The sequence below is a fragment of the Oceanispirochaeta sp. M1 genome (genome assembly GCF_003346715.1).
Classification (GTDB): Bacteria; Spirochaetota; Spirochaetia; order DSM-2461; family DSM-2461; genus Oceanispirochaeta.
This window is the reverse complement of record NZ_QQPQ01000007.1, coordinates 24,482-46,645: the sequence shown is the minus strand read 5'-3', so window position 1 is coordinate 46,645 and position 22,164 is coordinate 24,482. Positions and strand designations below refer to the sequence as shown.

The window sequence follows — 22,164 nt, the reverse complement described above, 5'->3', positions numbered from 1 at the left end:
ATAAACTGTTAAGAGTTCTCGATGATAAAAGAATCCAAGGCCTGTGAATAGTCCTCTTTCATTGTGCTCTTCTGATCTTTTGATAGAAATGAAGCGTCAATTGTATTAAAATTAATATCTACCAGATCCTGGAAATTAAAATCAAAAGATTCTATTATGGTCCGGTAATCATCTACAAGGTTAGCATTCTGAATAGTAGGATCGTCTGAACTTATGGATACAGGAACATTATTTCTAAAAAGACGTGGAAGAGGGTGTGTTGGAGTATCAGACCACGCGGCTGTCTGAAAATTTGATATTACGCACTGACAGAGATATATCTGACGCTCTATAAGTTCAAGCTGCAGTTTTTTATCGTGAATAGCTGATACACCATGACCAATTCTATCCGCATGCAGTTTATCTATGGCAGTCCATATCTGGCTGGAATCAGTTACTTCTCCGGCATGAATATCTATTTTATGTACACCGACTTTTTTTACAAAATCAAAAAACCTGATAAATAATTCGGGGGGGTAATTTTTTTCATCTCCCGCCAGATCAACACCGACGATGCTGTCTATATTCAGATCAAGCATTTTTTTATACAGCGCTATCATTCCATCAGCAGTCTGTTTACCTCTGTTGAATGTAAGTATGTATTTTATCTTAAGATCAGTCTGACGGGCAGCAGAATTGGCAGAATCCACAACCAGCTTTGTAATATCAATTCTATCAAAATCATTTACCAGAGCATAATGCTCCGGAGAGAAGCGGAGCTCAATATAATGAAGTCCCTCTTTCTTTATATTTTTTACGGAATTAAATACAACTTCTGAGACATCATCTAAAGATTTATACCAATTATTGTGAAATTTTCCAAGAAAAAGCAAAAAATCTGAATCATGATCCTTTGGAAACTGACAATATTCTTTGAATTTTGCTCTATCTCTGGGAGTATCAAGATCATTTTTAACGGATAAATTATAGAGGGTATCTAAATCAAAGGTACCCTCTAAATGACGATGAAGTTCAATTTTAGGAAATTTATATAATAAGTCTTTACCTAGTAAAGACTTAGAGAATTCTTTCTGTAATGAAGTACTCATTATTGGTTCCTCTATTAGTGATGACCCTCAGTATGACGAGCGTAACTAGAAATTTAAAGCATAAAATAAAAAAATCAAGCTTTATAAATTATCGGAACAAAGTACCTAAAAAAAGAATTTAAACTGACTCTACTGATTTAACTTCAGGAATCTGTTTTTTGAGATATGCTTCAACACCCTGTTTCAGTGTCATCTGGGACATTGGACACCCTGCACAGGCGCCCTGAAGTCTTACCATGACCGTTCCATCTTCTTTAACTTCTACCAGTTCTATATCTCCACCGTCAGCCTGTAAGGAAGGTCTTACGTCTTCCAGAGCCTGCTTTACTTTTTCAGTTATCATTGATTATTCTCCCAATTCTATATATATAATAAATTATTTTTCATTTACTAAGGTATTAAATAAAAACTTGTTGGTCAACATTGAATGATTGAAGTGACAAGAAATAACTGTTCGGATATAATTCTGCCTATGGCAAAAGTAGTAGTATTTGCGAATCAGAAAGGCGGAGTGGGTAAAACCACTACAACCGTTAACATCGGCGCGTATATGGCGGAAGCTGGAAAGAGTGTACTTCTTGTGGATTTTGATCCCCAGGGTAATCTTTCAAGCAGTCTTGGTATTAAGGAAACATCCAAAAGTATTTATGAAGTACTTCTGGGGGAGATCAGTGTAAAGGAGGCTATTCAGAAAACTCCACAGGAAAACCTGGAGATTCTCCCCTCCAATCTGAATCTCTCGGGTGCTACAGTGGAACTGAGTAAGATGGATAAGAAGGAGTCCCTTCAATATCTGAAGAATGCTCTTCAGCCTCTGCAGGATTTTTATGATTACATCCTGATTGACTGTCCCCCATCTCTGGGAGTTCTCACTATTAATGGGTTTGTAGCAGCAGATACAGTTCTTATTCCCCTTCAGTGTGAGTACTTTGCTCTTGAAGGTCTTAAATACATGTATTCAATGACCATTAAACGAATTCAGAAATCTGTGAATCCTGCACTGAAGATAGGGGGCATTATATTTACAATGTATGATTCCAGAACCAATCTCGGTAAAGAAGTGATCAAAAGTGTCCAGGAGAGCTTCAAACAGCATCCCGAAATGGTCTTTCAGACTGTTATTCCCAGAAATATAAGATTATCCGAAGCACCTTCACACGGTGTTCCGATCAACCTTTACGACAGAAGCTGTATTGGTGCGAAATGTTATGAAAAACTGACTGACGAGGTTTTAAAGCGTGTCTAAGAAAAAAGCACTAGGCGGAATGGGTCTGGATGCCCTTCTCAGCCTGGATGATAATGATGATCAGGCTGAAGTAATAATTCCTGAAGAAATACAGGATGCAGTCAAGGAACTTGAAATCTCCCGGATCAGGGCAAATCCTGATCAGCCCCGTAAAATATTTTCTGAAGAATCACTGCAGGAACTGGCAAATTCAATTGCTTCCCGGGGTGTCATACAACCCATTCTTGTTGAAAAAGTAGGTGACTCATTTGAGATAATTGCAGGTGAGCGTCGATTCAGAGCATCTCAGCTTGCCGGAAAAATGGAAATACCTGCCATTATCCGTGATTTTACGAATGAAGAAAAACTTGAAATAGCTCTTATTGAAAACATTCAGCGTGAAGATCTGACTCCCATTGAAGAGGCAAGAGCCTATAAACATATTATGGTCAGTCTGGATCTGAGTCAGCAGGAAATTGCCCAAAAAGTAGGTAAGAAGAGATCAACCATTGCAAACAGTCTGCGGCTTCTTAATCTGCCTTCAGATATTCAGGAATCTCTGAATCAGGGATTTATTACAGCGGGTCATGCCCGTGCCATCCTTGCGGTGATAAATCCTGCGGATCAGAAGATCCTTCACAGCAGAATTAAGGATGAAGGACTGTCTGTCCGTGTAACTGAGAGTATGGTTGAGGATCTGAATCAGGGTAAACGCCCTCAGAATCGTGAAAAAGCCGCTCTCCCCAAGAATAAAACTCCTGAAATACTGGGAATAGAACAGAAATTTATCGATCATTTCGGCACAAAAGTACAGGTCAAGGGGAATCTCAAGAAAGGTAGGATTGAGATTTCCTATTTTTCTGAGGATGATCTTGAACGGATTTATGATCTAATACACTAATAAATATCTGTCTGAAAAAATCCAGACAGATACCTCAGCAGAACAGTCAGCGCAGAAATGCGCTGATTTTTTTCTCCAGTTCTGCGGCATCTTCTTTAGTTTTCTTTATAAAACTGTTCTCTTCCAGGGGACCGATAACCGCATCACGTTCACTATCTGAGCTGAAGGTCATATTTCTGAAACTGTTGCTGTAATCCTTGGCTCTGGATTCGTAGCAGCGCTGTGTGAGCCTGCTGCTTATTTCAACTGACCTTCTGAAATAATTAATCAGGGAGTCACTGTTTTCCTCCATACCTTCAATGATCAGCAGATCTTTTAAAGATGCCACTGCATGATCACCCATATCTCTCTGATATTTGTCAGCTTCATATTTATAATATTCATGAATCTCATCCCAGCTGCTGATTCTGTCAGTCTCTATGTTTTTAAGGAATTTTTTAATCTTTGATTTTCTTATGAGCTGACCACCCACATTCTCCCACTTGGTCCGTTCGCCGCAATTAATAATTTGTTTCAGAAGAGTTCCGGCCTCTATTCCTGATTCGACAATCGTTTTTACAGAGTAGTAGATAAGCATATCCCTGTATTCTCTATAGGCAGAACATGGTTTCAGAATGAAAACGTCTCTCTTTCCGTTCTCTAAATCGTTCATTTTCAAGTTGGGGATATCTTCGCTGCACATAAAATCGTGTGTGGAACTGTGTTTATTCTGTTTCTGGTATTCCGGAGTCTTTTCCATATACTGTCTCAGAAGATCCATTGCTGTGAATATTTCATTAGAAGTATCAGGTGCGAGATAATCAAAAATAATCATATGATTTTTCTTTATTCTTTTATCACGTGCACCGTACTTCCATGAGTTTCTGGCCAGGGCATACATATTGTATCGGAACCAGTATCCCGGAATGATATTAAGGCAGTCATGGGCCTCATCGTTAGAAACAAGAGAAAAGGGCAGGGGATTATTTATCTCCGCAGGATAGGCTCCTTTAACCAGCAGATTAAAGGAGGAAAATTGACAGTTATGTTTGAGACTTGTACTCAGTCCTGGCCAGAATCCACGTCCGGCGACAATTTCTCCGTCATTTCCTCTGGAGTTATGATTTGAACCGATTGTTGCGCCTGAGGCCATATTGCTCTGGCCCAAAATGGTGGAAGCACATAGAAAAGAGCTGTTGTGGTGCTGTTCATGACCCGGGTAGATCAGGGCATTCAGTACTTCACAGCAGGATATTGTCGAGTTGTTACCTAGAAAGGAGTTTATCAGTCTGGCACCATATTTAAGATTCGTATGATCATCCATTACAAAACGGACAGCCTTGGCGCCGTAAAAAATATGACAACCGTAGCCGACAATTCCATTGACCAGTTCAACACCCTCACCTACCTGTGAAGGAGCTGCAGGAGAACTGTTGATGGTTATGTTTTTCAGTTTATTAGAACCCTTTATATAGGCATCACTTCCAATGGTTACATCCTTGAGTATGCGACAGTGCTTCAGAACCGATCTTGTACCGATGCGGCCGTAATAACCCCGCCTTACATCAAAGCGGGACTGTGTCATGGCTTTAAGTTTTTCCATGAGCTGTTCTCTGTCTCTGTTTCGTGACCAGAGCCAGGCATCACCGGCTGTCATACCATCAAAGGGGATAATCCTTCTTCCGCCGTTTTCGTTGGAGACTTCCACCCATATCCGGACATCTTCTTCTTCACCCTCTTTAATTATCCCGTTACCGAATTTTGCATAGTTAGTGGTAACCAGTTCATTGATATTTTGTAAAATGACTTCATCATCAATAATAAAGTGAGAGAGTATGTTTACATTATTTATTGAGACATTAGATCCCATATCGCATGAAATAATCTGGGAATTATAGATTCCTACAGGAAATGGAATGTCATGGAATTCCAGAGAGTAGTTTTCCAGATTTCCGATCCGTATCAGACCATGAAACTCGTTGTGTTTAACAAGTTTCGGATTGAACTTGTCTGTAACATAAATATCATTCCAGTTATCCGCTGAATTCTCATTTTTAACCAGGACCTCTATCTCGTGAGCCGACAGCTGGCGGTACCCTTTATATTCGCCGATCTGTCTGTTTCTTATATAGTATTCATCATTACCTTCGGGGAGGTATTCCAGAGGTATGAAATCATAACCGATTTCTTTCAGGGGATTCTTTCTGATATTGTTCATAATCCTATTATAATTAAAAAACAGAGTCTGGCAAAGACAAAAAACCCGGGGACTTTGATCTAATTCTTTTCAAGGCTTGACAAAGATTTAGGCATAAGATATTTTAAGCTACGGTTTTTGGAGAGGTGTCCGAGTGGTCGAAGGATCTGGTCTTGAAAACCAGCGTAGGGAGACCTACCGTGGGTTCGAATCCCACCCTCTCCGTAGTTTTTAGACCAAATTTTTTACTTAATTATTGTTTCTGGTTAAAAAGACAAACCAGGAGAGGTGACCGAGCGGCCGAAGGTGGCACCCTGCTAAGGTGTTGTGCGGGTAACCGCACCGAGGGTTCGAATCCCTCCCTCTCCGAACACGTGCCCATAGCTCAGCTGGATAGAGCGTCAGTTTGCGGAATTGAAGGTCAGAGGTTCGAACCCTCTTGGGCATATCATTGAGTAGCAGGTATCCTGTTATTCTCATATGAATCATCTGGAGAGGTGACCGAGTGGCCGAAGGTGTGCGCTTGGAAAGCGTATGTACAGCAATGTACCGGGGGTTCGAATCCCCCCCTCTCCGTATTTCCCTTCAGTGTTGATTTTCAGGCTCCATGCAATTGAACATCGCCCAACCCGGTCAGGATCGGAAGGTAGCAGCCGTAAGTGATTGTTTGATGTGTCATGACCCGCTTGAGAGGAGCTGAGGGGATTTTTTTTGCCCTTTTTTGAATGCAAGTCAACCTTGCTGTCTGCCTCCCTTTCAGCTATAATCCCCTATATGGAATTTGAAGTAACCGCCACCCGGAAAAGACCCCAGTCTCTGATGGAATTATCAGGACAGGATTTTGTTGTTGCCACACTGAAAAACTCAATTGAGTCCGGCAGAATTGCTCATGCGTATCTGTTTTCCGGTCCCAGGGGTGTGGGTAAAACTTCATCAGCCAGAATTCTGGCACGTTCTCTTAACTGTGAAAAAGGACCTAGTATCACACCCTGTGGTGTCTGTTCGAACTGCGTGGAAATTGCCCGGGGTAATTCCATGGATGTCATTGAAATTGATGGTGCTTCAAATACAAGTGTAAACGACATCAGGGAGATCAAGGATGAAGTTCTCTTCGGTCCCGGAAGCTCACGCTATAAGATCTATATTATCGATGAGGTTCATATGCTCTCAAACAGTGCGTTTAACGCCCTGCTGAAGACCATTGAAGAACCACCTCCCTATATTATATTTATTTTCGCCACCACAGAGATCCATAAGGTCCCCGCAACTATACGTTCCCGCTGCCAGCAGTTTAATTTCAGACTCGTGGAACTGGGTGAGATTAAAAGACTTCTTGCCAATGTATGTGATGAAATTGCAGTTAAATATGACGAGGATGCCCTTTTCTGGATTGCCAGAGAATCTACGGGATCCGTACGTGATGCCTATACTCTCTTTGACCAGATCGTCTCTTTTTCCGAAGGACATCTCAGTCTGGATAAAATAAGGGAGAAACTCGGCCTGATAGGAATGGATCAGCTAAATAATCTGATGACCCATCTGGTTGAGGAAAAAACAAATGCCTCCCTGGATCTTCTGGACTGTATTCTCTCAGGCGGTGTTTCAGTAGAACAGTTTATTGTAGACCTGGCTGAGTACCTGAGAAATATTCTCTTTATCTTTCATGGTGTCAGGAAGGAATCACTCCTTGGCTACACCGAAGACAGATTCTCCTCCGCTGTGTTTGAAAATCTGAATTCCAGGCAGATTGAGTGGGCCCTTGAAGAGGTTATCACTCTGTTCAGGAATATCCGTTATTCTCTTAACCCCCGATTTGAGCTGGAACTGCTTGTCAGCCGTCTCTCCAGTATCCGATATCATATCGATCCCAAGGCTCTTCTGGAGGAACTCTCCAGGATGAAAGAACAGTTGGGTTCTTCAAATATACAGATCAGCTCTTCCGGGGAAGAGATAAAAAAAAAACTGAAAATACCTGAGACGGTATTATCAGATGCATTTGATCAAAAGCTGAGAGAGCGGCATTCAGCACCTGCAGTATCTGCTGCGAAACCAAATGAAGCAGAAGCTGTTTCGGCTTCATCGAACCCTCCGGCTCCTCCTGTAATTAATGAAAAGGAAGAGAGGAGAGAAACACCCACTGTAAGGCATACCGAAAATCAGCTGCAAAACCTTAAAGAAATTGAAGATGCCCCGGGGGAAATCCAGCAGGAAACTGTTCAGAATGAGCCCCTCCCTCCTCTTCCGGAATTCAGGGAAAAGGTTCTGATAGCATTAAGGCAGGAAAGACATTCTCTTGCTGCCGCTATGGATAAGTCCGGAAGCTGGGATCTTGATGGCTCCGGTCTTACCCTCAGTTTTAACAGTCCCTTTGAATCCACTTTTATTGAGAAAGAGAGCAGAGAGATCGAGGCCATTGTAAAAAAGGCTCTAGGCTGGAGTCTGCATATAAAAACAATTGTAAAACATAAAAAAGAAGAAGATCTGAATCAGGAAGTAGAGGAACAGGTTGAACTGGTCCGGAATATATTCAGAGGAACCTTGATAAACAGGAGTTGAGAATGAGTTTTAACCCGATGGATTTAATGAAGAACCTGCAGGAAATGCAGGGTAAGATGGGAGATGTTCAGGCTAAGCTGAAAGATATATATGCTGAAGGTTCTTCCGGAGGTGATCTGGTCACTGTCAAAATGAACGGTCAGATGGAGGTCTGTAGTGTAACTATAGATCCTGTTGCCGTTGATCCACGAGATGTGAAGATGCTGGAGGAACTTATTGTCTCCGCCTGTTCTGCAGCAACTTCCAGCATTAAAGAGAAGATTAAGGATGAAATGTCCGATCTTGCGGGAATGCCTCTTCCTCCCGGATTTCCCGGAGTCTGAGGGATGAATACCCTCGAAAATCTGATTACCCTTCTGTCGCGGCTTCCCGGTATAGGGAAGAAAAGTGCGGTTCGAATGGCTTATTCCCTTCTTAAAGGAGATGAGGATTATAATAGGCTCCTGGGACAATCTATCGGGGAGCTGAAAGAGAGAATCCATAAATGCAAAGAGTGCGGAAATTACACGGAGGATGATCTCTGTGTTATCTGCAGTTCTTCCGACCGGGACAGTAAAGTTCTCTGTGTCGTGGAGGAGTCTCAGGATATTATGATGATAGAGAGCACTGGAGACTTTAGAGGGCTTTATTTTGTGCTCCATGGTGTACTGTCTCCCCTGGACGGAATAGGGCCGTCAGAGCTGGGTTTTGAGCGTTTGATGGAGAGAATTGAATCACTTGGAGTCAGTGAGATTATTCTGGCCACCAATCCCACCCTTGAGGGAGATTCTACGGCTCTGTATATCAAACATCTTCTTGATGGGAACAGTATCCGCATATCACGTATAGCTTCGGGTCTCCCTGTTGGAGGTGATATGGAGTACGCTGACACGATGAGCATTTCCAGAGCTCTGAAAGGTAGAATGGAATACTGAGCTTATTTATTTTCACCAGGACATAAAAAAAAGCCTGAATCCCTAAGGATCAGGCTTTTTTATTTATAAGTTGATGCTCTCTGTCGTCAGAGTTCGTTCAGAGTCTGACTGCTCAATTATAATTTATCTATGAGCATTGAACATTTACCAGATGGAATGGGAAGTGTCTTTTTCTTTTGACCGAGTATATCTATTGTGAAGTAATAGAGTTTTTCTGATTCAAGACGGATTTCCCAGCCTCTGGCGCTTTTATTACTGAGGATCGTGATCATGTTTCTCTTTAGACAAAGATCTTCTATTCCCATCAGTTCAAGAGTGGGAACAATCCAGTCTACAGTTTTACGTGGCAGACTGATATAGAGTCCTACAACATTTTCGATCATAAGAGTGATGGTGGAGAGTGCTGCATAACTCAGAAAGAGCTGTTTATTCTCCATGTTTTCATCCTTACAAACTGCAGGACCTTCGCTCATGGGTGCATAGGATTCCCATAGGGTTCCTTTTTTATTCCCGTCGGGATGAAAGGTATCCAGGATATAGTACATATGACGGATGGAACACTCTCTTGCAAAATCATAACGGCCGAATTTTTCAAGCCCTTTGATGATCATGAATGTGAGAAAAGGATAGACAGAACCACGGTACCCGTTTCCTTTCTTGTCAAATTCAGGTTCGTCTGCAGCCAGAGAAGGAAAGGGATTATCCGTTCCGAAAATCTCAGGATCCTTCAACAGCTCAATCATTCCTTCAGCACGTGCTTCATTGGGAATCTCCGCCAGGAGGGGCCAGTAGGAAGCGGCTGTCTTAACTTTTACCTGCTCAAGATCTTTATCCAGATCGTAGTAGATATTATCTTCCTTATTCCACATGAGAGTGTTGATTCTGGTTTTCAGAGAAAAATACTGTTTTTTGTATTTGAAGCTGAGTTCCTTATCATTCAGGATATCTCCCAAAGCTGACATGTAGAGTGAATTCAGAGCCTGCTGTGCATTGAAATCGACGGCAAACTTCATTTTCTCTCTGGGAGAGTTGGTCATCTTTGTAGCTTCAAGGGGAACAACATAAAGTCCGGAATCTACATCTTTAAAAGTAACATCAAGCCAGCTGTAGTAACGCTCCAGGAAAGGCATGATTTCTTTGATTCTCTTTTTCTGACCTACTTTGTGGTATAGGTTATATTCAACCCATGCAAGTAGGGGAGGCGATACGCCCTCAGGATTTTCATCTGTAAATACCGGCTTTCCTGTTTCAAGATCATAATTGGAACGAATGGCACCGTTTTCTTCCTGCAGCTGGTAAAAATTGTCCAGCATGGGAGCAACGGGGTATTTCATATTATGATAAACAAGAAAGAAAGTAGACATACATGATTCGAAGAGATCGAGAGTCGTATTTTCCTTATGGTTGAAGAAGCTGTTCTTAATCTCTGAACTGCCTTTAAACCAGTAGTCCTGTACCCATGCCCAGGATCGGTTGTATATATCTACAAAGTCCTGGTCGTAATAGTGTACCTTTGGAAAATCTTTCTTAACCACTATAGCTCCTCGATTGCTTATAACTAAAAAATTCGATTATTGTGAATTTCGTATAATACAATTAATTCATCAATTACACAATGTAAAAGAGTCAGTTTTTACCAGTTCGGCTGGATGCTTTAAATTATGAAATTGACTATATATACTTTAATAAATTATAGTACATTTTTTAAATTCGGGATAAAAAAAATGAAAAAAATTATGATACCGGCTAATAAAGTTCAATCTGAGTTCTCTGTAAAGAAATCAAGGTTCATAAGTATGGTGTTTCCGGTAGAAAACGATATGGAAGTTCGCAGTAAATTGAAGGAGCTCAGGGTAGAACATCCCAGCTCAAGACATGTTGTCTGGTCCTATGTTCTGGGTGATGCGGGGACTCTTTACGGCCTGAGTGATGACGGAGAACCCCATGGAACGGCAGGTAGACCGGCTCTTGAAGTTCTGAAGGGATCAGGCCTGACTTATGTGGCACTTTTTGTTATTCGCTATTTCGGAGGAACAAAGCTGGGAACTGGAGGTCTTGTTTCAGCCTATACACAGGCTGCCCAGGATGTTCTGGCCCTGGTGAATTCTGTTGAAAAAATTGAGTATTCAAAGTATTCACTATCATGTTCCTATGCTCAGTATGAAGGTGTGAAGGCAATACTGCTAGAGAATAAAGCACTGGACTGTGTGGAAGATTTTTCAGAAGGTGTAACAATATCGGGAAAAGTACCCCGGAGAAATATTGAAGACTGCCGCAGAGATGTAAAAAATTTCTCTCAGGGTTCTATTGAAATCAATATTGTTGAAGAGGAATAAGTGTATATAAAGGAATATTGAGCTTTCCTCTGTTTCAATTTACAATACAGCGGAAAGATTAAAGACAGGGAATCCAGAGAGGATATGCCCTGAGTAGGAGATATTATGGGACATAGTGTGATTCCTGAAGCTGAAGCCGTACTGGACAAGGAGTTTCCCGTACTGGATAAAGGTTTTGTCAGGCTCGTTGATTATATGGGAAGTGACGACAGAATTGTACAGTCCGCTCGAGTTTCTTATGGAAGCGGAACCAAATCCTTCCGTGAAGATAAGGGACTGATAAACTATCTCCTTCGAAATGAACACACTTCACCCTTTGAACAGGTTGTATTTACTTTTCATACCAAGATGCCGATTTTTGTTGCCCGTCAGTGGGTTCGTCATAGAACTGCAAGGGTAAATGAAATCTCAGGCCGCTACAGCGTTATGAAAAATGAGTTTTATCTACCGTCTGAAAAAGACGTGGCGTTTCAGAGTCTTGATAATAAGCAGGGCCGTTCTGAAGAGGAAATACCCCCTGAATTGAAACAGAAGGTCCGAAGCATGCTTGAGGAAGAGCAGAACAAGGTATACGAAAATTATACAGCCCTTCTGGATGACAATGTCGCCCGTGAACTGGCTCGTATCAATCTGCCCCTCAGTCTTTATACCGAGTGGTATTGGCAGATGGATTTAAAAAATATGTTTCATTTTCTGAAATTGAGAATGGATGCCCATGCGCAGATGGAAATCAGAGTCTATGCCGAGGAGATCCACAAGCTGGTCAGTCTTGTCTGTCCGGTTGCCATGGAGGCATTTGATAATCATATAAAAGGTTCAGTCCGTTTTTCAGCAGCGGAGCTTGATGCTTTAAGCAGGGTAATAGCGGGAGAAGAGAATTCTCTTAAAGGAAAAGACCTTGAGCGCTTTAATGCAAAACTGAAGGATCATAAGCAACTTTAAATATTTTCCCGCCGTACTCGATCAGAGATAGGGCTTAATCTTTGTCATCAGCTCATCCATTTTCTTAGTAAAGGCTGAACTGATGAGACTATCAGGATGCTGCTCTGTCAGATTTCTAAAGGCGGAGAGTGAGTCCTTCATATTTTCTTCACTGATATTAAAATCTTTTCTACTGCCGTTTCGTCTGTCGTAACTGGAGACTTTCTCCTTGAAATGACGTCCGCCGGAAAGTCGTTTAACAACCGATGCCATCTTCAGAGGAATAGCCTTATCTATAAGAATCTGTCTTTTGTCATCAGGCAGATCGTGGGAAAGGGTAAATAGATAATTCATCATTCCCGCAATATCCAGACGTGGTTCCAGCTCATCCTCTTCTTTCTTTTTCAGGGGATCTTCCGGAGAAGCAGGTTCTGTCTGAGCTGCAGGTTTGGATTCTCCCGCCGGAGCAGGGGGGGCGGGTTCTGATTCAGCTGCCGGAGGCGGTGTCGGATTGACCGGGTAGGGCATCTCTACAGGATAAGGTTCGGGCGCCGGGTAGGAAGAAGGCGGAGCTGGAGGATAGGCGGCAGGAGGAAGTGGTGGGGCTTCCTGTATAACTTCCTCTTCTTCAGGAATTACACCTTCTTTCATCAATTCAGTGTAAACGTCTTCCATATCTTCTGTATCTTCTTCAAGAAGGAGAGTATCTTCTTCCTCATTGATATTTATTACGGGCTCCATGGCATTTATATCCAGCAGACTGATGGCATCTTCTTCATCCATGGGTATCTGTGACAGTTTTGGTCCTGTCGAATAATTCTGGGATTGATCCTGTTTCAAATCCCTGATGGTTATCTGTCTCATTTTTGCCAGATTGTTGTGCCAGTTCTCAGAACCTTCCTCAAAGGAGGATACGGTTTTTTCATACAGTTCCAGTGTCTGCGTAAGGTTATTGATATCTTCAGTTGCAGTTGAGGCACCTTGGAGGTTAAGCAGAGATTCCAGCTTGTTAACCGCTTTTTCTCTCTCTCCAGATTGAAAATAGGCTTCAGCCATATCGGTAAGTGTTTCCGGATCGTTGATCAGTTCAGGATCTCCATCAAGCTGTTCATAGAGTTCCGCCGCCTCATCCTGTCTGGATGTCTTCTGAAGGATTCTTGCTTTAATATGAAGTGCCTTTTTATCAGCAGGAAATGCTTCAAGATAATCTTCAATATACTTCAGGGCTTCATCATAGCGTTCTCCCTCCAGATAGGTTTTGGAGAGGGTATAAAGAATTGATTTGTCATTAGGATCCAGTTTGAAAATTTCTATCACACAGGAACGGACCAAATCCGGTCTTTTCTCAATGGCATAGAGTGCCGCAAGGGCTCTATAGGCTTCCAGGTTATCTGTCTGTCTCTCAATGACATGGTTGTATACTTTTTCAGCTTCTTTATAGCGTTCCTGTTTTGTCAGGATGTCACCGATCTGAAGACGGATATGCATATCAGAAGGGTGGTAGTTAGCCTGTTTATTCAGCTCTTCCAGGGCTTCCTGCAGAGCATTCTGTTTCATATACAGCTGCTGAAGGTTAAGTGTGGCAGTTTTATAGGAAGGATCACGGGAAAGAGCTTTTTTAAAGTAATGGCGGGCTTTCTCTTCATCACCTTTTTCGGCGTGAATTGTACCCATACTATTTATGGCACGAACATTTTCAGGTTCTTTATCCAGAAGCTGTTCGAATTTTTTTTCGGCCTCATCCAGGGATCCCTGATTCTGAAGAACCTCTCCCAGATTTCCGAGACTTGGTGTCCAGCCGGGCCTGTATTTCAGGGACTCTTCATACTGGATTTTAGCCTCATCCAGATTTCCCCTGTCCTGATATGTTATTCCCAGATTGTAGTGGAGGGTTGCATTATTTTTGTCCATGGAGAGACCCTGGCGATAGATCTCTTCGGCTTTTTCATAATTTTTGCTCTGCTCAAAGATGGTTCCCAGATTATTATAGGCCTTTATGTAGGAAGGATCCTGTTTGATTGATTTTTTATACCATTTCTCGGCCAGTTCGAGATCGCCGTTTCGTTTATAAAGATTTCCAAGGTTGTAACTTATGTCCGGACGGTCCGGAGCAAGTCTGGCGGCCTGTTTAAAGGCGGTTTCCGCTTTTGTGAAGTCGCCTTTGTTTTTATAGGAGACCCCTACATTGTTATATGCTTCCGGGTTTTCAGGAGAGAGATGGATTGCTTTTCTATAGTCATTGATGGCTTTATCCGAGTTCTTGAGAGCCTCATGAATATTTCCTGAAAGAATAAGGAGAAGTATGCTGTCTCCGTTTTCTTTCAGGAGGGTATCAGTCATATCTCTTGACAGTTCATAGTCTTCAAGGAGGTAAGCTGAAATGGCCTGATTGTATTTGTTCTGATAATTACTCATGAACCATCCTTCAGGGTCTTATAGAAATTTCTTCGGAAAAATCACTGTAACGGGGATTATCCGATCCAGTATAGGATTTTATTGCGAAAAAATACTGTTTAAAGGGAGAGAGTCCGTCTAAAAGAGTATAACTCTCTTTTTCAATTTTTAAGGGACTGCCGGGATATATATACTCACCGGGATTTTCCCCGAAGAACAGAAGATATCCTTCAACTTCAGGAGAGGCGGAGGGATTCCAATCCAGCCTGAGCTCTCCGTTATCAGATCGCCTTGCATGTATATACGCCGGAGGAAGGGGCGGGAGTGAAGGAGTGTAATCAAGTTTCATAAACGAGAGGCCCGGAGTTAGATCTTCTTTCATGTCGGGGTAGAGAAGAAATGCCATCAGCAGATAACGTCCCCGGCTGTCTTCATCAATTTCAGAAAATGGTTTCCATAATTCAGGAGCGTCCAGAACAGTGCTTTCTCCCTGGAAATTCTGTCTTCTCTCCTCGGCTTCAAGAAGACTGTTTGTTGCAAAATAGTAGGGAAATACAGCAGCATTTCCGGGACTGCTGTCCACAGCACTCAGACTGTTTAATCTGGAGTCCGTGAATTTCAGGTCCAGTACGGTGCTTATTCCATAGCCCGGTTGGTCGTAGCGTCTTGTGGAACGGTTTTCAACAAAACGGCGTTCCATCCTGAATTCATCCATAAAACCTGTAAAACCGGAACCGATGACCAGTTCACCAGGTTCATCACCCACTCTTGGAGTGTAAACAGTGCTGGATTCATTTCCATCATCAGTTGTATAGATTATTGCCGAGGGTTGACCGTTTACCAGGTATTCCAGCATCCCTGTACGGCTGTCATAACGGAGCATATGGTGATTCCACTGTCTGGGAAGGACAGGATCTCCGGATATTTCATAGAAAGATTCAGGGCTGTCGGGCATCTGAAAAATATTACTGAAACTCCATACCAGGCGACGGTTGATAAAATGACAAAGAATTGACTGAGAGTAAATTTCATCTCCGTCACGGCCCAGTCCCTTCCATTGAATAATATTTTCACCTTCCCTGGGATTCGCAGGGTAGAGCCAGAATTCAATTGTGAAATCTTCCCAGTTTGTAAAAGGATAAAAAAGGGAACCACGGGTATCTGCTTTCAGTGTTATTCTGTTTTCTCTATCGAAAGTTGCACTGCCGGCACCGGATTTAAAGTATTTGCGGCTGTATTCCGGCTGTTCTCCAATAATATAGTTACCCGATTTATCTCGTCCTTCCGCTTCATTGAAGGGGAGAAGGATATCGGTTGAATCTATACGGGAGTTCAGTTCGGTTCTGTTCAGTACAAGATCGAGAAAACCACCCTTTCCGGGGGTTGTTTTCAGGTTATTTAGAACCGTTCCGTTCCAGTCATCCTCTCCACCGAGAGTCAGGCTTTCGGCAAACAGAATCTGTGAGAAAATCAGGGTTTGTAAAATCATCAGAATGAGGGTATGTTTTATCTTCATAGCAATATATGAATCTTATCGGTAAATTATGGATAGTAATAAAGAAAGAGTCGAGACACTTCGAAAACAAATAAAAGATTTCCCCCTCCAACCCGGTGTATATCTGATGAAGGATGAGCAGAAAAAAATCATCTATATCGGAAAGGCTGTCAAATTGAGAAACCGGGTTCGTTCCTATTTTTCAGGGGAAAAAGATATAAAAACCAGAACTCTTGTCCATCAGATTCACAGTATTGATCATATAGTCACCAAGAGTGAATATGAGGCACTTCTCCTTGAAAATAATCTAATAAAGAAATGGAATCCCCGATACAACATCAACCTGAAAGACGGGAAGAGTTATCCGGTTATCCGGATTACATCGGATGAATATCCCCGTGTATTCAGGACTCGAAATATTGTAAATGATAAATCTCAGTATTACGGACCCTATCCGGATGTTAAAGTTCTGGATGAAACACTTGCACTTATAAAGAAGATGCTCCCTCTGCGCAGATGCAGGAAACTGAAGAAAAGAGAGAATCCCTGTCTCTATTATCATATGGGAAAGTGTTCGGGACCCTGTGCCGGACTGATCAGTAAAGAGGATTACCGTACTCTGGTAAACAAGGCAAGAGCCATACTAACGGGGAGAACTGTCGGTCTGGAAAAAGATCTTTTAAAAGAGATCAAGGTCTTGTCGGAATCTCTTGAATTTGAGAAGGCCGCAGAACTGAGGGACATCCTAATTGCTCTGCAGCTGCTGCAGACAGAACAGAAAGTCGAGGATTTTGAAGAAGAGAGCCGGGATTATGTAGGGGTGGATTCTTCGGGAAATTACTACTCCTTCGTAGTTTTTCAGATGAGGAATGGAAAACTACTAGGAAAAGAATCCTTCAGGTCAGAGTACTACGGTAGTGAACAGGATGCCACCCAGGAATTTTTACTTCGATATTACGGCACTCCCGATAAAGATTTTCCTTCCCGTGTATTTCTATCTTTAAAGGACCGGAGCCTGATTCAGGATTATCTGAACCGTGAGGTAAGGGGTGCAGATAAAATGGTTCTTGAACTGCCCCGGAGTAAACGGGATCAGGCAGTCCTCAATATGGCTGTTGAAAATGCGAGAAGTGATCTGGCCAGAAAGCTGCAGGATATGGGGAATATTCCCGCACTTGAAGATCTGCAGATGGTTCTGAATTTGAAAAAGCTCCCCCGGAGAATCGAAGGATTTGATATAGCTCAGCTAGACGGACACTTCACAGTATCATCATTGATCTCATTTAAAGATGGAAATCCGGATAGAAAAAATTACAGACATTATAATATTCGTTCCCTGGACGGGGGAATTGATGACTTCAAGGCTATAAGTGAAGCCGTGGCCCGTCGGTATACCAGGCTGAAGAACGAAAAGAAGGAGATGCCTGACCTGATTCTTATTGATGGAGGTAAAGGGCAGGTGAGTGCTGCAGTTTCAATTCTTGATGCCCTGGGTCTTGAAATTCCTCTTATCGGTCTGGCTAAAAGGGAAGAACTTATTTACTTACCGGGAGAAAAAGAGCCAATAGATTTACCTGAGGGTGACAGAGGTCTGAGAGTTTTACAGCATGTAAGGGATGAGACCCATCGTTTCGCAACTTCCCACAATCAGAAACTCCGTAAAAAACAGATATCCCTGAATTCCCTGGAAAATATCCCGGGGATAGGTCCTGCAAAAAGCAAAAAGCTCCTTGTCGGGTTCGGTTCTATGGAGAAACTGTATGCAGCAAAGGCAGAGGAAATTTCCAATACAGCGGGAGTCAGTCTTGAGGCAGCTGAAATGATACGTCAGTATCTTTCACGGAAAGAGAAGGCCGAGGAGCCATAAAGCGGACTTGGTTCTGTATGTAACTCAGTATTTCTCTCTGTCCCGCATTCTGCCTTTCTGTTACAATAAATAATATGAAACTAGTAATGGCTACGATTCACCTTGAAGAGTCTACACGGGCAATTCCTTTGGCTGCGGCCTGTTTGAAAGCGGCGGCTCCGAAGCATGATATAGAGCTGAAGGATTTTACCCTTGAGCATAGTGCCCGACTTATCGCAGAAGATCTTACATCAGATGAAAGTTGTGGATGTATAGGTTTTCCTATCTACTTATGGAACAGATCTCTTGCTCTGGAGGTTATTTCTGCTATCAGGAAAATCAGACCCGGAGTGCCTATTATTGCCGGAGGGCCCGATGTTACTGCGGCGCCTCAGGCATTTCTGGATGACAGCGGAATCGAACTTGTCATGCAGGGTGAGGGAGAAGAGCTTATCAATCCAGTACTGGATGCTCTTGAAGCAGGGGAACCATTCCCCCGTATTCCCGGATTGAGTACAGCTGACTTTTTCTCTCCCCGGTCTGCTTTCTGTAAAGATATTAATACTCTTGAATCTCCCATTCTCTCGGGATCCCTGGATCTGAGCCGGAATCCCGGTCTTCTCTGGGAGCTGTCCAGGGGCTGTCCTTTTGCCTGTGACTTCTGCTTTGAATCGAAGGGAAGCGGTATGGTCCGTGTTTTTGATACCGAGAGGATCCGTAAAGAACTGAAGGTCATGAGGGAAGCCGGCATACAGCAGGTTTTTGTGCTGGATCCCACATTTAATGTTAATAGAGATCGAGTCCTTTCCATTCTGGGCTGGATCAGAGAGCTTACACCGGAAACCTATTACTATTTTGAGATTAGAACAGAGTTTCTTGATGAAGAGACCGCAGAGGCTTTCGCATCAGTTCCCTGTACCCTTCAGATAGGTCTGCAGAGTTCATCTCCCGAAGTTCTTAAAAATATAAACCGAAATTTTGATCCTGATGAGTTCAGGGCGAAAACAGATCTTCTGGGTCAGGCGGGAGTCTCCTTTGGAGTCGATCTTATCTATGGTCTTCCCGGTGATACTCTTTCGGGATTCAGAGATTCCATAGAATATGCTCTGTCCCTGGAACCGAATCATCTGGATCTGTTTCCTCTGGCGGTTCTTCCCGGTACGGCTCTGTATGACAGACGGAATGATCTTGATCTGAAAGCGGATAGTTCGGATCCCTATATTGTACGTGAAACACCCGATTTTTCTCCTGAAGATTTAAAGTCTGCCAGTGAACTGAGTGAGGCCTGTGATTCCCTGTACAATAAAAACCGGGGGATCAGCTGGTTCAGCAGGGTCTGCTATGATCTGGATATGACTGCTGTTGACCTTGTTATAAAGTGGAAAAACTTGAATGAATCTGCAGTTCCCCAGGATATTCTGTTGAAGGATTTTCTCCGGGATGTATATGAAGAGGCCGGACAGATTCGTCTCTATTCCGTACTTGAAGACCTGCTCGGCTATCTGGATATTCTTGAGGAGCTGGAAAACGGAGAGAGCAGTACGATTCCGGGAGAACATATACTTCTGGAAGATGACCTAATGCTTTCACTTCACTCAAGCTGCCGTGTACAGGAACTTCATCTTCATCCCACAGTGGTCACTGCCGGATTTCCCGCCTCTTCTGAGGAGCTGATGGTGGACTCAGAATTATTCAGAACCTTGTTCTGGCTGAGGGATTATGAACTTTGTGTTGATCTTCTTTCTGAAGAGGAAGAGGAGATAATAGGAAAGCTGAAGGGTAGGAAGATCAGCTATAAGGATCTGAAGGCTTCCTATAAAGGAATTGATGAATTTATTCTCAGTGGAATTCTGGAGGCCTATATTATTGCCGGATAAATCCAGAGAAGTGAGGTTAAATCCAGGGGAGGAATCAAACCCCTCTGGAAATCCGTTCAATAAGAAAATCTGAGAATCCCAAATCCTTCATTTTTGCCTGTGTCTTCGTATAGTCATAGGCTGTGCGGTAAAAGTTGAATTCTTTTTTACCCGTATCCAGAACTCCCCAGGCGGCTTTGGGATTATTATCCCTGGGCTGACCCACACTCCCCGGATTGATCAGGATCTTTACACCCTTAAGAGAAATTAGATCTCCATCGGCAGCTCTTGATGAACTGAGCTCTCTACTTCTGAGTGAGTAATGCTCCTGAATATGGGTATGCCCAAAGAGTATCCATTTTTTTGAGGCCGCCTTGAAATTTCTTAAGGCATCATCTTCTCCAAGAATATAACTCCGAGACGGCTCTTCGGGTGAACCGTGGAGTAGTAGAAATCCTTTTCTTTCTATAAATGCCGGGAGTTGTTTCATATGATTTACCAACTCTCCGGAAATAAGAGAACGGCTGAGAATCAGTGCTCTATGGGACTCAGTGCTGAAGAATTCTCCCTTCATACGCCCGCAGAGATAGAGGTCATGATTACCGGGTATAAATATATGTTTCTCCTGAATCAACCTTCTGTAACAGGCTTCGGGATCCGGTCCATAGCCGCAGAGATCTCCCAGAAACCACAGTTCTTTCCAGTCCATACCCGATGCAGCTTCCAGCACGGCTTCCATAGCCTCCAGGTTTCCATGAATATCTGAGAGTACAAGTACCTTCAATTAAATCTCCAACTGTAAAGTTTCATAGTTTTATAATTCTCTTTTGATTATAGTATAGGTATAAATGGAAAAAAATATATTCAACAAAGCAATCGGTAATCTCAACGAGTATTTTGCAACTGTATGGACCCTCATGTCAGATACTACAATTTTCCTGACGAATAATACGAAAATTTTTTATCAGTATGAGTCCCAGTTGAGAGAGTTGCGTCACAGGCTTGAAAAGAACAGAACCGATACTGAGGTTATGCAGGATGTCCGGCGGGAGCTTGTAATCATCAGAAAGGCACTGCGTATGCAGGGGTATAATCTGCGCCTGGGCTCTCTGGATCTGAAGCTGGAAGGTTTTAGAAATGATGATGCCCTTTCCCAGGGATTTACACGCTGTGTTTTATTTATGGCTCAGGATGGAGATATTCTGTATATAAGCGGAACGGCTAATCATATTGAACTGGACAGTGCTCTCGAGAGCCGTCTGGCTGCTGGCGGTTATAGACCGATAGAGGCAAAGCATTTCTTATGGTTTAAATGGGAAAACCGTGTGCTTATTCTTTCCGGAGCCGCTTCGGAAACAAAAGATGATTTTGAAGAATTTAAAGAGTATGTGCAGGAGAACAAGCCACTTATTCTCAGAAGACTGGCAAAACTGAGCTAGGGGAAACATTGGTGTGTGAACTGGTCTGAATGCAATATGATTCATATCAAAAAAATGATCCCCTGAGAAGAGGATCATATATCACTATTTTATATAAATCAGTTCTGTTCCATGGCAGCCTGAAATCCCTGGCTGTATGCTTCCTTCCATGCATCTGTAAATCCGTCTTTATACCCCTGAAGATACTCGTCATTACCATTTGAATTATCGTAATCATCATAATCATAGTCGTCATAGTCACTGTAATCATCACCGGACTGACTCAAATCATCAGACGTTATACTGAAAAAATCTTCTTCAAGCATATTAAAGTCCATCAGTTCATATGATGAACCGGTTTCACCTTCTGCAAGTATGTCGTTATCAGGATAATCTTCATCAATTGGAATCGTGATGCTTATGGTCGCGCCGTTTTCCAATACTTCATCACCAAGAAGGTCTTCTCCCCAGTACATGGAATCTCTGGAAGAAACATAGAGATAGTAGATATCCTCCCCTGTTTCATTGCTGAATGTCATCTCTCTGACCACAGGATTTCGTCCTCCGAAGGGAAGGAAAGATTCAGGGCTTATTGAAATGAAATTTGTCTCATTCAGATTTATCTCTTCAATGCGGTATGATTGTTCCATCTCATCTTCCGCCATCAGGTCATATATGGGTTGAGATTCATCATAAGTAATCTCGATTTCTATAGTGCTGCCCATATCAAAGAGATCATCACCAAGTCTGTCTTCTCCCCATTCCCTTTCATCAACGGGAGATAGATAGAGATAGTAGACTGTCTCTTCGAGAAAATTCTCAATTATAATGGTCTTTGTTGTTTCGGCAAAAAGGCTGCCTGCAAGAAAGAAGGTTGCAAGGGAAAGCAATAAAATTTTTTTCATCTGAATACCTTTGTTTTTTATTTCCTTGTGATCAAGGGCGGTTACTTTTGATTTTATCATATCTTTACTCCATAATGGTGAAGAGATCTTAAAGTGTCCGCTTAATGAGGATGATTATAATGCCTTTAAAAAG

At 42.5% G+C, this 22,164-nt stretch carries 18 protein-coding genes, 4 tRNA genes and 1 other RNA gene; 15 read left to right on the top strand and 8 right to left on the bottom strand.

The window, feature by feature from the left end:
* Positions 1–8: 8 nt before the first annotated feature.
* Both add and DV872_RS06225 read right to left on the bottom strand, forming a co-directional pair.
* Positions 9–1,088 (bottom strand): adenosine deaminase, encoded by a 1,080-nt coding sequence (add, locus tag DV872_RS06230; RefSeq protein ID WP_114628994.1) that lies wholly within the window; start codon positions 1,086–1,088, stop codon positions 9–11.
* A gap of 118 nt (positions 1,089–1,206) precedes the next feature.
* A complete protein-coding gene (locus DV872_RS06225) occupies positions 1,207–1,431 on the bottom strand; it encodes a NifU family protein (RefSeq protein WP_114628993.1) in 225 nt (74 codons plus the stop codon).
* Between the two features lie 129 nt (positions 1,432–1,560).
* Between DV872_RS06225 and DV872_RS06220 the strand changes: the two genes are divergently transcribed.
* Entirely contained in the window at positions 1,561–2,334 is a 774-nt protein-coding gene (locus tag DV872_RS06220; RefSeq protein WP_114629123.1) for a ParA family protein, read from the top strand.
* Positions 2,327–3,214, top strand: a complete 888-nt coding sequence (locus DV872_RS06215; protein WP_171832065.1) for a ParB/RepB/Spo0J family partition protein — start codon at positions 2,327–2,329, stop codon at positions 3,212–3,214. The genes DV872_RS06220 and DV872_RS06215 overlap by 8 nt, the downstream gene beginning before the upstream one ends.
* A gap of 46 nt (positions 3,215–3,260) precedes the next feature.
* On the opposite strand, the gene DV872_RS06210 is transcribed toward DV872_RS06215, so the two are convergent.
* Positions 3,261–5,411, bottom strand: coding sequence for a DUF4954 family protein (locus tag DV872_RS06210; RefSeq protein ID WP_114628992.1), 2,151 nt, complete (start codon positions 5,409–5,411; stop codon positions 3,261–3,263).
* A gap of 119 nt (positions 5,412–5,530) precedes the next feature.
* Between DV872_RS06210 and DV872_RS06205 the strand changes: the two genes are divergently transcribed.
* The 8 genes from DV872_RS06205 to recR all read left to right on the top strand — a co-directional run bounded on the left by DV872_RS06205 (position 5,531) and on the right by recR (position 8,860).
* A tRNA-Ser gene (locus DV872_RS06205) sits at positions 5,531–5,615 on the top strand.
* Between the two features lie 57 nt (positions 5,616–5,672).
* Positions 5,673–5,759, top strand: a tRNA-Ser gene (locus tag DV872_RS06200).
* Between the two features lie 5 nt (positions 5,760–5,764).
* A tRNA-Arg gene (locus DV872_RS06195) sits at positions 5,765–5,838 on the top strand.
* Positions 5,839–5,881: 43 nt separating this feature from the next.
* Positions 5,882–5,966 (top strand) — tRNA-Ser (locus tag DV872_RS06190).
* Between the two features lie 20 nt (positions 5,967–5,986).
* Positions 5,987–6,085: signal recognition particle sRNA small type (gene ffs, locus DV872_RS06185), an RNA gene on the top strand.
* 79 nt (positions 6,086–6,164) lie between these two features.
* Complete coding sequence (dnaX, locus tag DV872_RS06180) at positions 6,165–7,946, top strand: DNA polymerase III subunit gamma/tau (protein ID WP_114629122.1); 1,782 nt, start codon at positions 6,165–6,167, stop codon at positions 7,944–7,946.
* A gap of 2 nt (positions 7,947–7,948) precedes the next feature.
* Positions 7,949–8,269, top strand: coding sequence for a YbaB/EbfC family nucleoid-associated protein (locus tag DV872_RS06175; protein WP_114628991.1), 321 nt, complete (start codon positions 7,949–7,951; stop codon positions 8,267–8,269).
* A 3-nt stretch (positions 8,270–8,272) separates the two neighbouring features.
* Positions 8,273–8,860 (top strand): recombination mediator RecR, encoded by a 588-nt coding sequence (gene recR, locus DV872_RS06170; RefSeq protein ID WP_114628990.1) that lies wholly within the window; start codon positions 8,273–8,275, stop codon positions 8,858–8,860.
* A 116-nt stretch (positions 8,861–8,976) separates the two neighbouring features.
* Here recR and DV872_RS06165 read toward each other — a convergent pair whose 3' ends face one another.
* The gene (locus DV872_RS06165; RefSeq protein ID WP_114628989.1) at positions 8,977–10,395 is read right to left on the bottom strand and encodes a trehalase family glycosidase; all 1,419 of its coding nucleotides are present in this window, start codon (positions 10,393–10,395) and stop codon (positions 8,977–8,979) included.
* Between the two features lie 189 nt (positions 10,396–10,584).
* On the opposite strand from DV872_RS06165, the gene DV872_RS06160 reads away from it, so the two are divergent.
* Together DV872_RS06160 and thyX are read left to right on the top strand one after the other, a co-directional pair.
* Positions 10,585–11,196: a YigZ family protein gene (locus DV872_RS06160; protein WP_158546859.1), complete on the top strand. Its 612-nt coding sequence runs from the start codon at positions 10,585–10,587 to the stop codon at positions 11,194–11,196.
* A gap of 105 nt (positions 11,197–11,301) precedes the next feature.
* Complete coding sequence (gene thyX / locus DV872_RS06155) at positions 11,302–12,138, top strand: FAD-dependent thymidylate synthase (RefSeq protein WP_114628987.1); 837 nt, start codon at positions 11,302–11,304, stop codon at positions 12,136–12,138.
* A gap of 21 nt (positions 12,139–12,159) precedes the next feature.
* On the opposite strand, the gene DV872_RS27185 is transcribed toward thyX, so the two are convergent.
* Together DV872_RS27185 and DV872_RS06145 are read right to left on the bottom strand one after the other, a co-directional pair.
* Positions 12,160–14,532 carry a lipopolysaccharide assembly protein LapB gene (locus DV872_RS27185; protein ID WP_114628986.1) on the bottom strand — a complete coding sequence of 791 codons (2,373 nt, stop codon included), beginning with the start codon at positions 14,530–14,532 and terminating at the stop codon, positions 12,160–12,162.
* A gap of 10 nt (positions 14,533–14,542) precedes the next feature.
* Entirely contained in the window at positions 14,543–16,000 is a 1,458-nt protein-coding gene (locus DV872_RS06145) for a LamG-like jellyroll fold domain-containing protein (RefSeq protein WP_158546858.1), read from the bottom strand.
* A gap of 55 nt (positions 16,001–16,055) precedes the next feature.
* Here DV872_RS06145 and uvrC point away from each other — a divergent pair, with 55 nt between their 5' ends.
* Positions 16,056–17,873 carry an excinuclease ABC subunit UvrC gene (gene uvrC / locus DV872_RS06140; protein WP_114628984.1) on the top strand — a complete coding sequence of 606 codons (1,818 nt, stop codon included), beginning with the start codon at positions 16,056–16,058 and terminating at the stop codon, positions 17,871–17,873.
* Positions 17,874–17,947: 74 nt separating this feature from the next.
* Positions 17,948–19,729, top strand: a complete 1,782-nt coding sequence (locus DV872_RS06135) for a B12-binding domain-containing radical SAM protein (RefSeq protein WP_114628983.1) — start codon at positions 17,948–17,950, stop codon at positions 19,727–19,729.
* Between the two features lie 34 nt (positions 19,730–19,763).
* Here DV872_RS06135 and DV872_RS06130 read toward each other — a convergent pair whose 3' ends face one another.
* On the bottom strand, positions 19,764–20,492 hold the full coding sequence (locus DV872_RS06130) for a metallophosphoesterase (RefSeq protein WP_114628982.1): 729 nt from the start codon (positions 20,490–20,492) through the stop codon (positions 19,764–19,766).
* Between the two features lie 64 nt (positions 20,493–20,556).
* On the opposite strand from DV872_RS06130, the gene DV872_RS06125 reads away from it, so the two are divergent.
* Positions 20,557–21,147: a hypothetical protein gene (locus DV872_RS06125; RefSeq protein WP_114628981.1), complete on the top strand. Its 591-nt coding sequence runs from the start codon at positions 20,557–20,559 to the stop codon at positions 21,145–21,147.
* A gap of 98 nt (positions 21,148–21,245) precedes the next feature.
* On the opposite strand, the gene DV872_RS06120 is transcribed toward DV872_RS06125, so the two are convergent.
* Positions 21,246–22,091, bottom strand: a complete 846-nt coding sequence (locus tag DV872_RS06120) for a hypothetical protein (protein WP_114628980.1) — start codon at positions 22,089–22,091, stop codon at positions 21,246–21,248.
* Positions 22,092–22,164 lie beyond the last annotated feature (73 nt).

Excerpts from the sequence above, each read along its gene's own strand:
- add (WP_114628994.1), bottom strand. The coding sequence starts at position 1,088 with ATGAGTACTTCATTACAGAAAGAATTCTCTAAGTCTTTACTAGGTAAA.
- DV872_RS06225 (WP_114628993.1), bottom strand. The coding sequence starts at position 1,431 with ATGATAACTGAAAAAGTAAAGCAGGCTCTGGAAGACGTAAGACCTTCC.
- DV872_RS06220 (WP_114629123.1), top strand. The coding sequence starts at position 1,561 with ATGGCAAAAGTAGTAGTATTTGCGAATCAGAAAGGCGGAGTGGGTAAA.
- DV872_RS06210 (WP_114628992.1), bottom strand. The coding sequence starts at position 5,411 with ATGAACAATATCAGAAAGAATCCCCTGAAAGAAATCGGTTATGATTTC.
- dnaX (WP_114629122.1), top strand. The coding sequence starts at position 6,165 with ATGGAATTTGAAGTAACCGCCACCCGGAAAAGACCCCAGTCTCTGATG.
- DV872_RS06175 (WP_114628991.1), top strand. The coding sequence starts at position 7,949 with ATGAGTTTTAACCCGATGGATTTAATGAAGAACCTGCAGGAAATGCAG.
- recR (WP_114628990.1), top strand. The coding sequence starts at position 8,273 with ATGAATACCCTCGAAAATCTGATTACCCTTCTGTCGCGGCTTCCCGGT.
- DV872_RS06160 (WP_158546859.1), top strand. The coding sequence starts at position 10,585 with ATGAAAAAAATTATGATACCGGCTAATAAAGTTCAATCTGAGTTCTCT.
- thyX (WP_114628987.1), top strand. The coding sequence starts at position 11,302 with ATGGGACATAGTGTGATTCCTGAAGCTGAAGCCGTACTGGACAAGGAG.
- DV872_RS27185 (WP_114628986.1), bottom strand. The coding sequence starts at position 14,532 with ATGAGTAATTATCAGAACAAATACAATCAGGCCATTTCAGCTTACCTC.
- DV872_RS06145 (WP_158546858.1), bottom strand. The coding sequence starts at position 16,000 with ATGATTTTACAAACCCTGATTTTCTCACAGATTCTGTTTGCCGAAAGC.
- uvrC (WP_114628984.1), top strand. The coding sequence starts at position 16,056 with ATGGATAGTAATAAAGAAAGAGTCGAGACACTTCGAAAACAAATAAAA.
- DV872_RS06135 (WP_114628983.1), top strand. The coding sequence starts at position 17,948 with ATGAAACTAGTAATGGCTACGATTCACCTTGAAGAGTCTACACGGGCA.
- DV872_RS06125 (WP_114628981.1), top strand. The coding sequence starts at position 20,557 with ATGGAAAAAAATATATTCAACAAAGCAATCGGTAATCTCAACGAGTAT.
- DV872_RS06120 (WP_114628980.1), bottom strand. The coding sequence starts at position 22,091 with ATGATAAAATCAAAAGTAACCGCCCTTGATCACAAGGAAATAAAAAAC.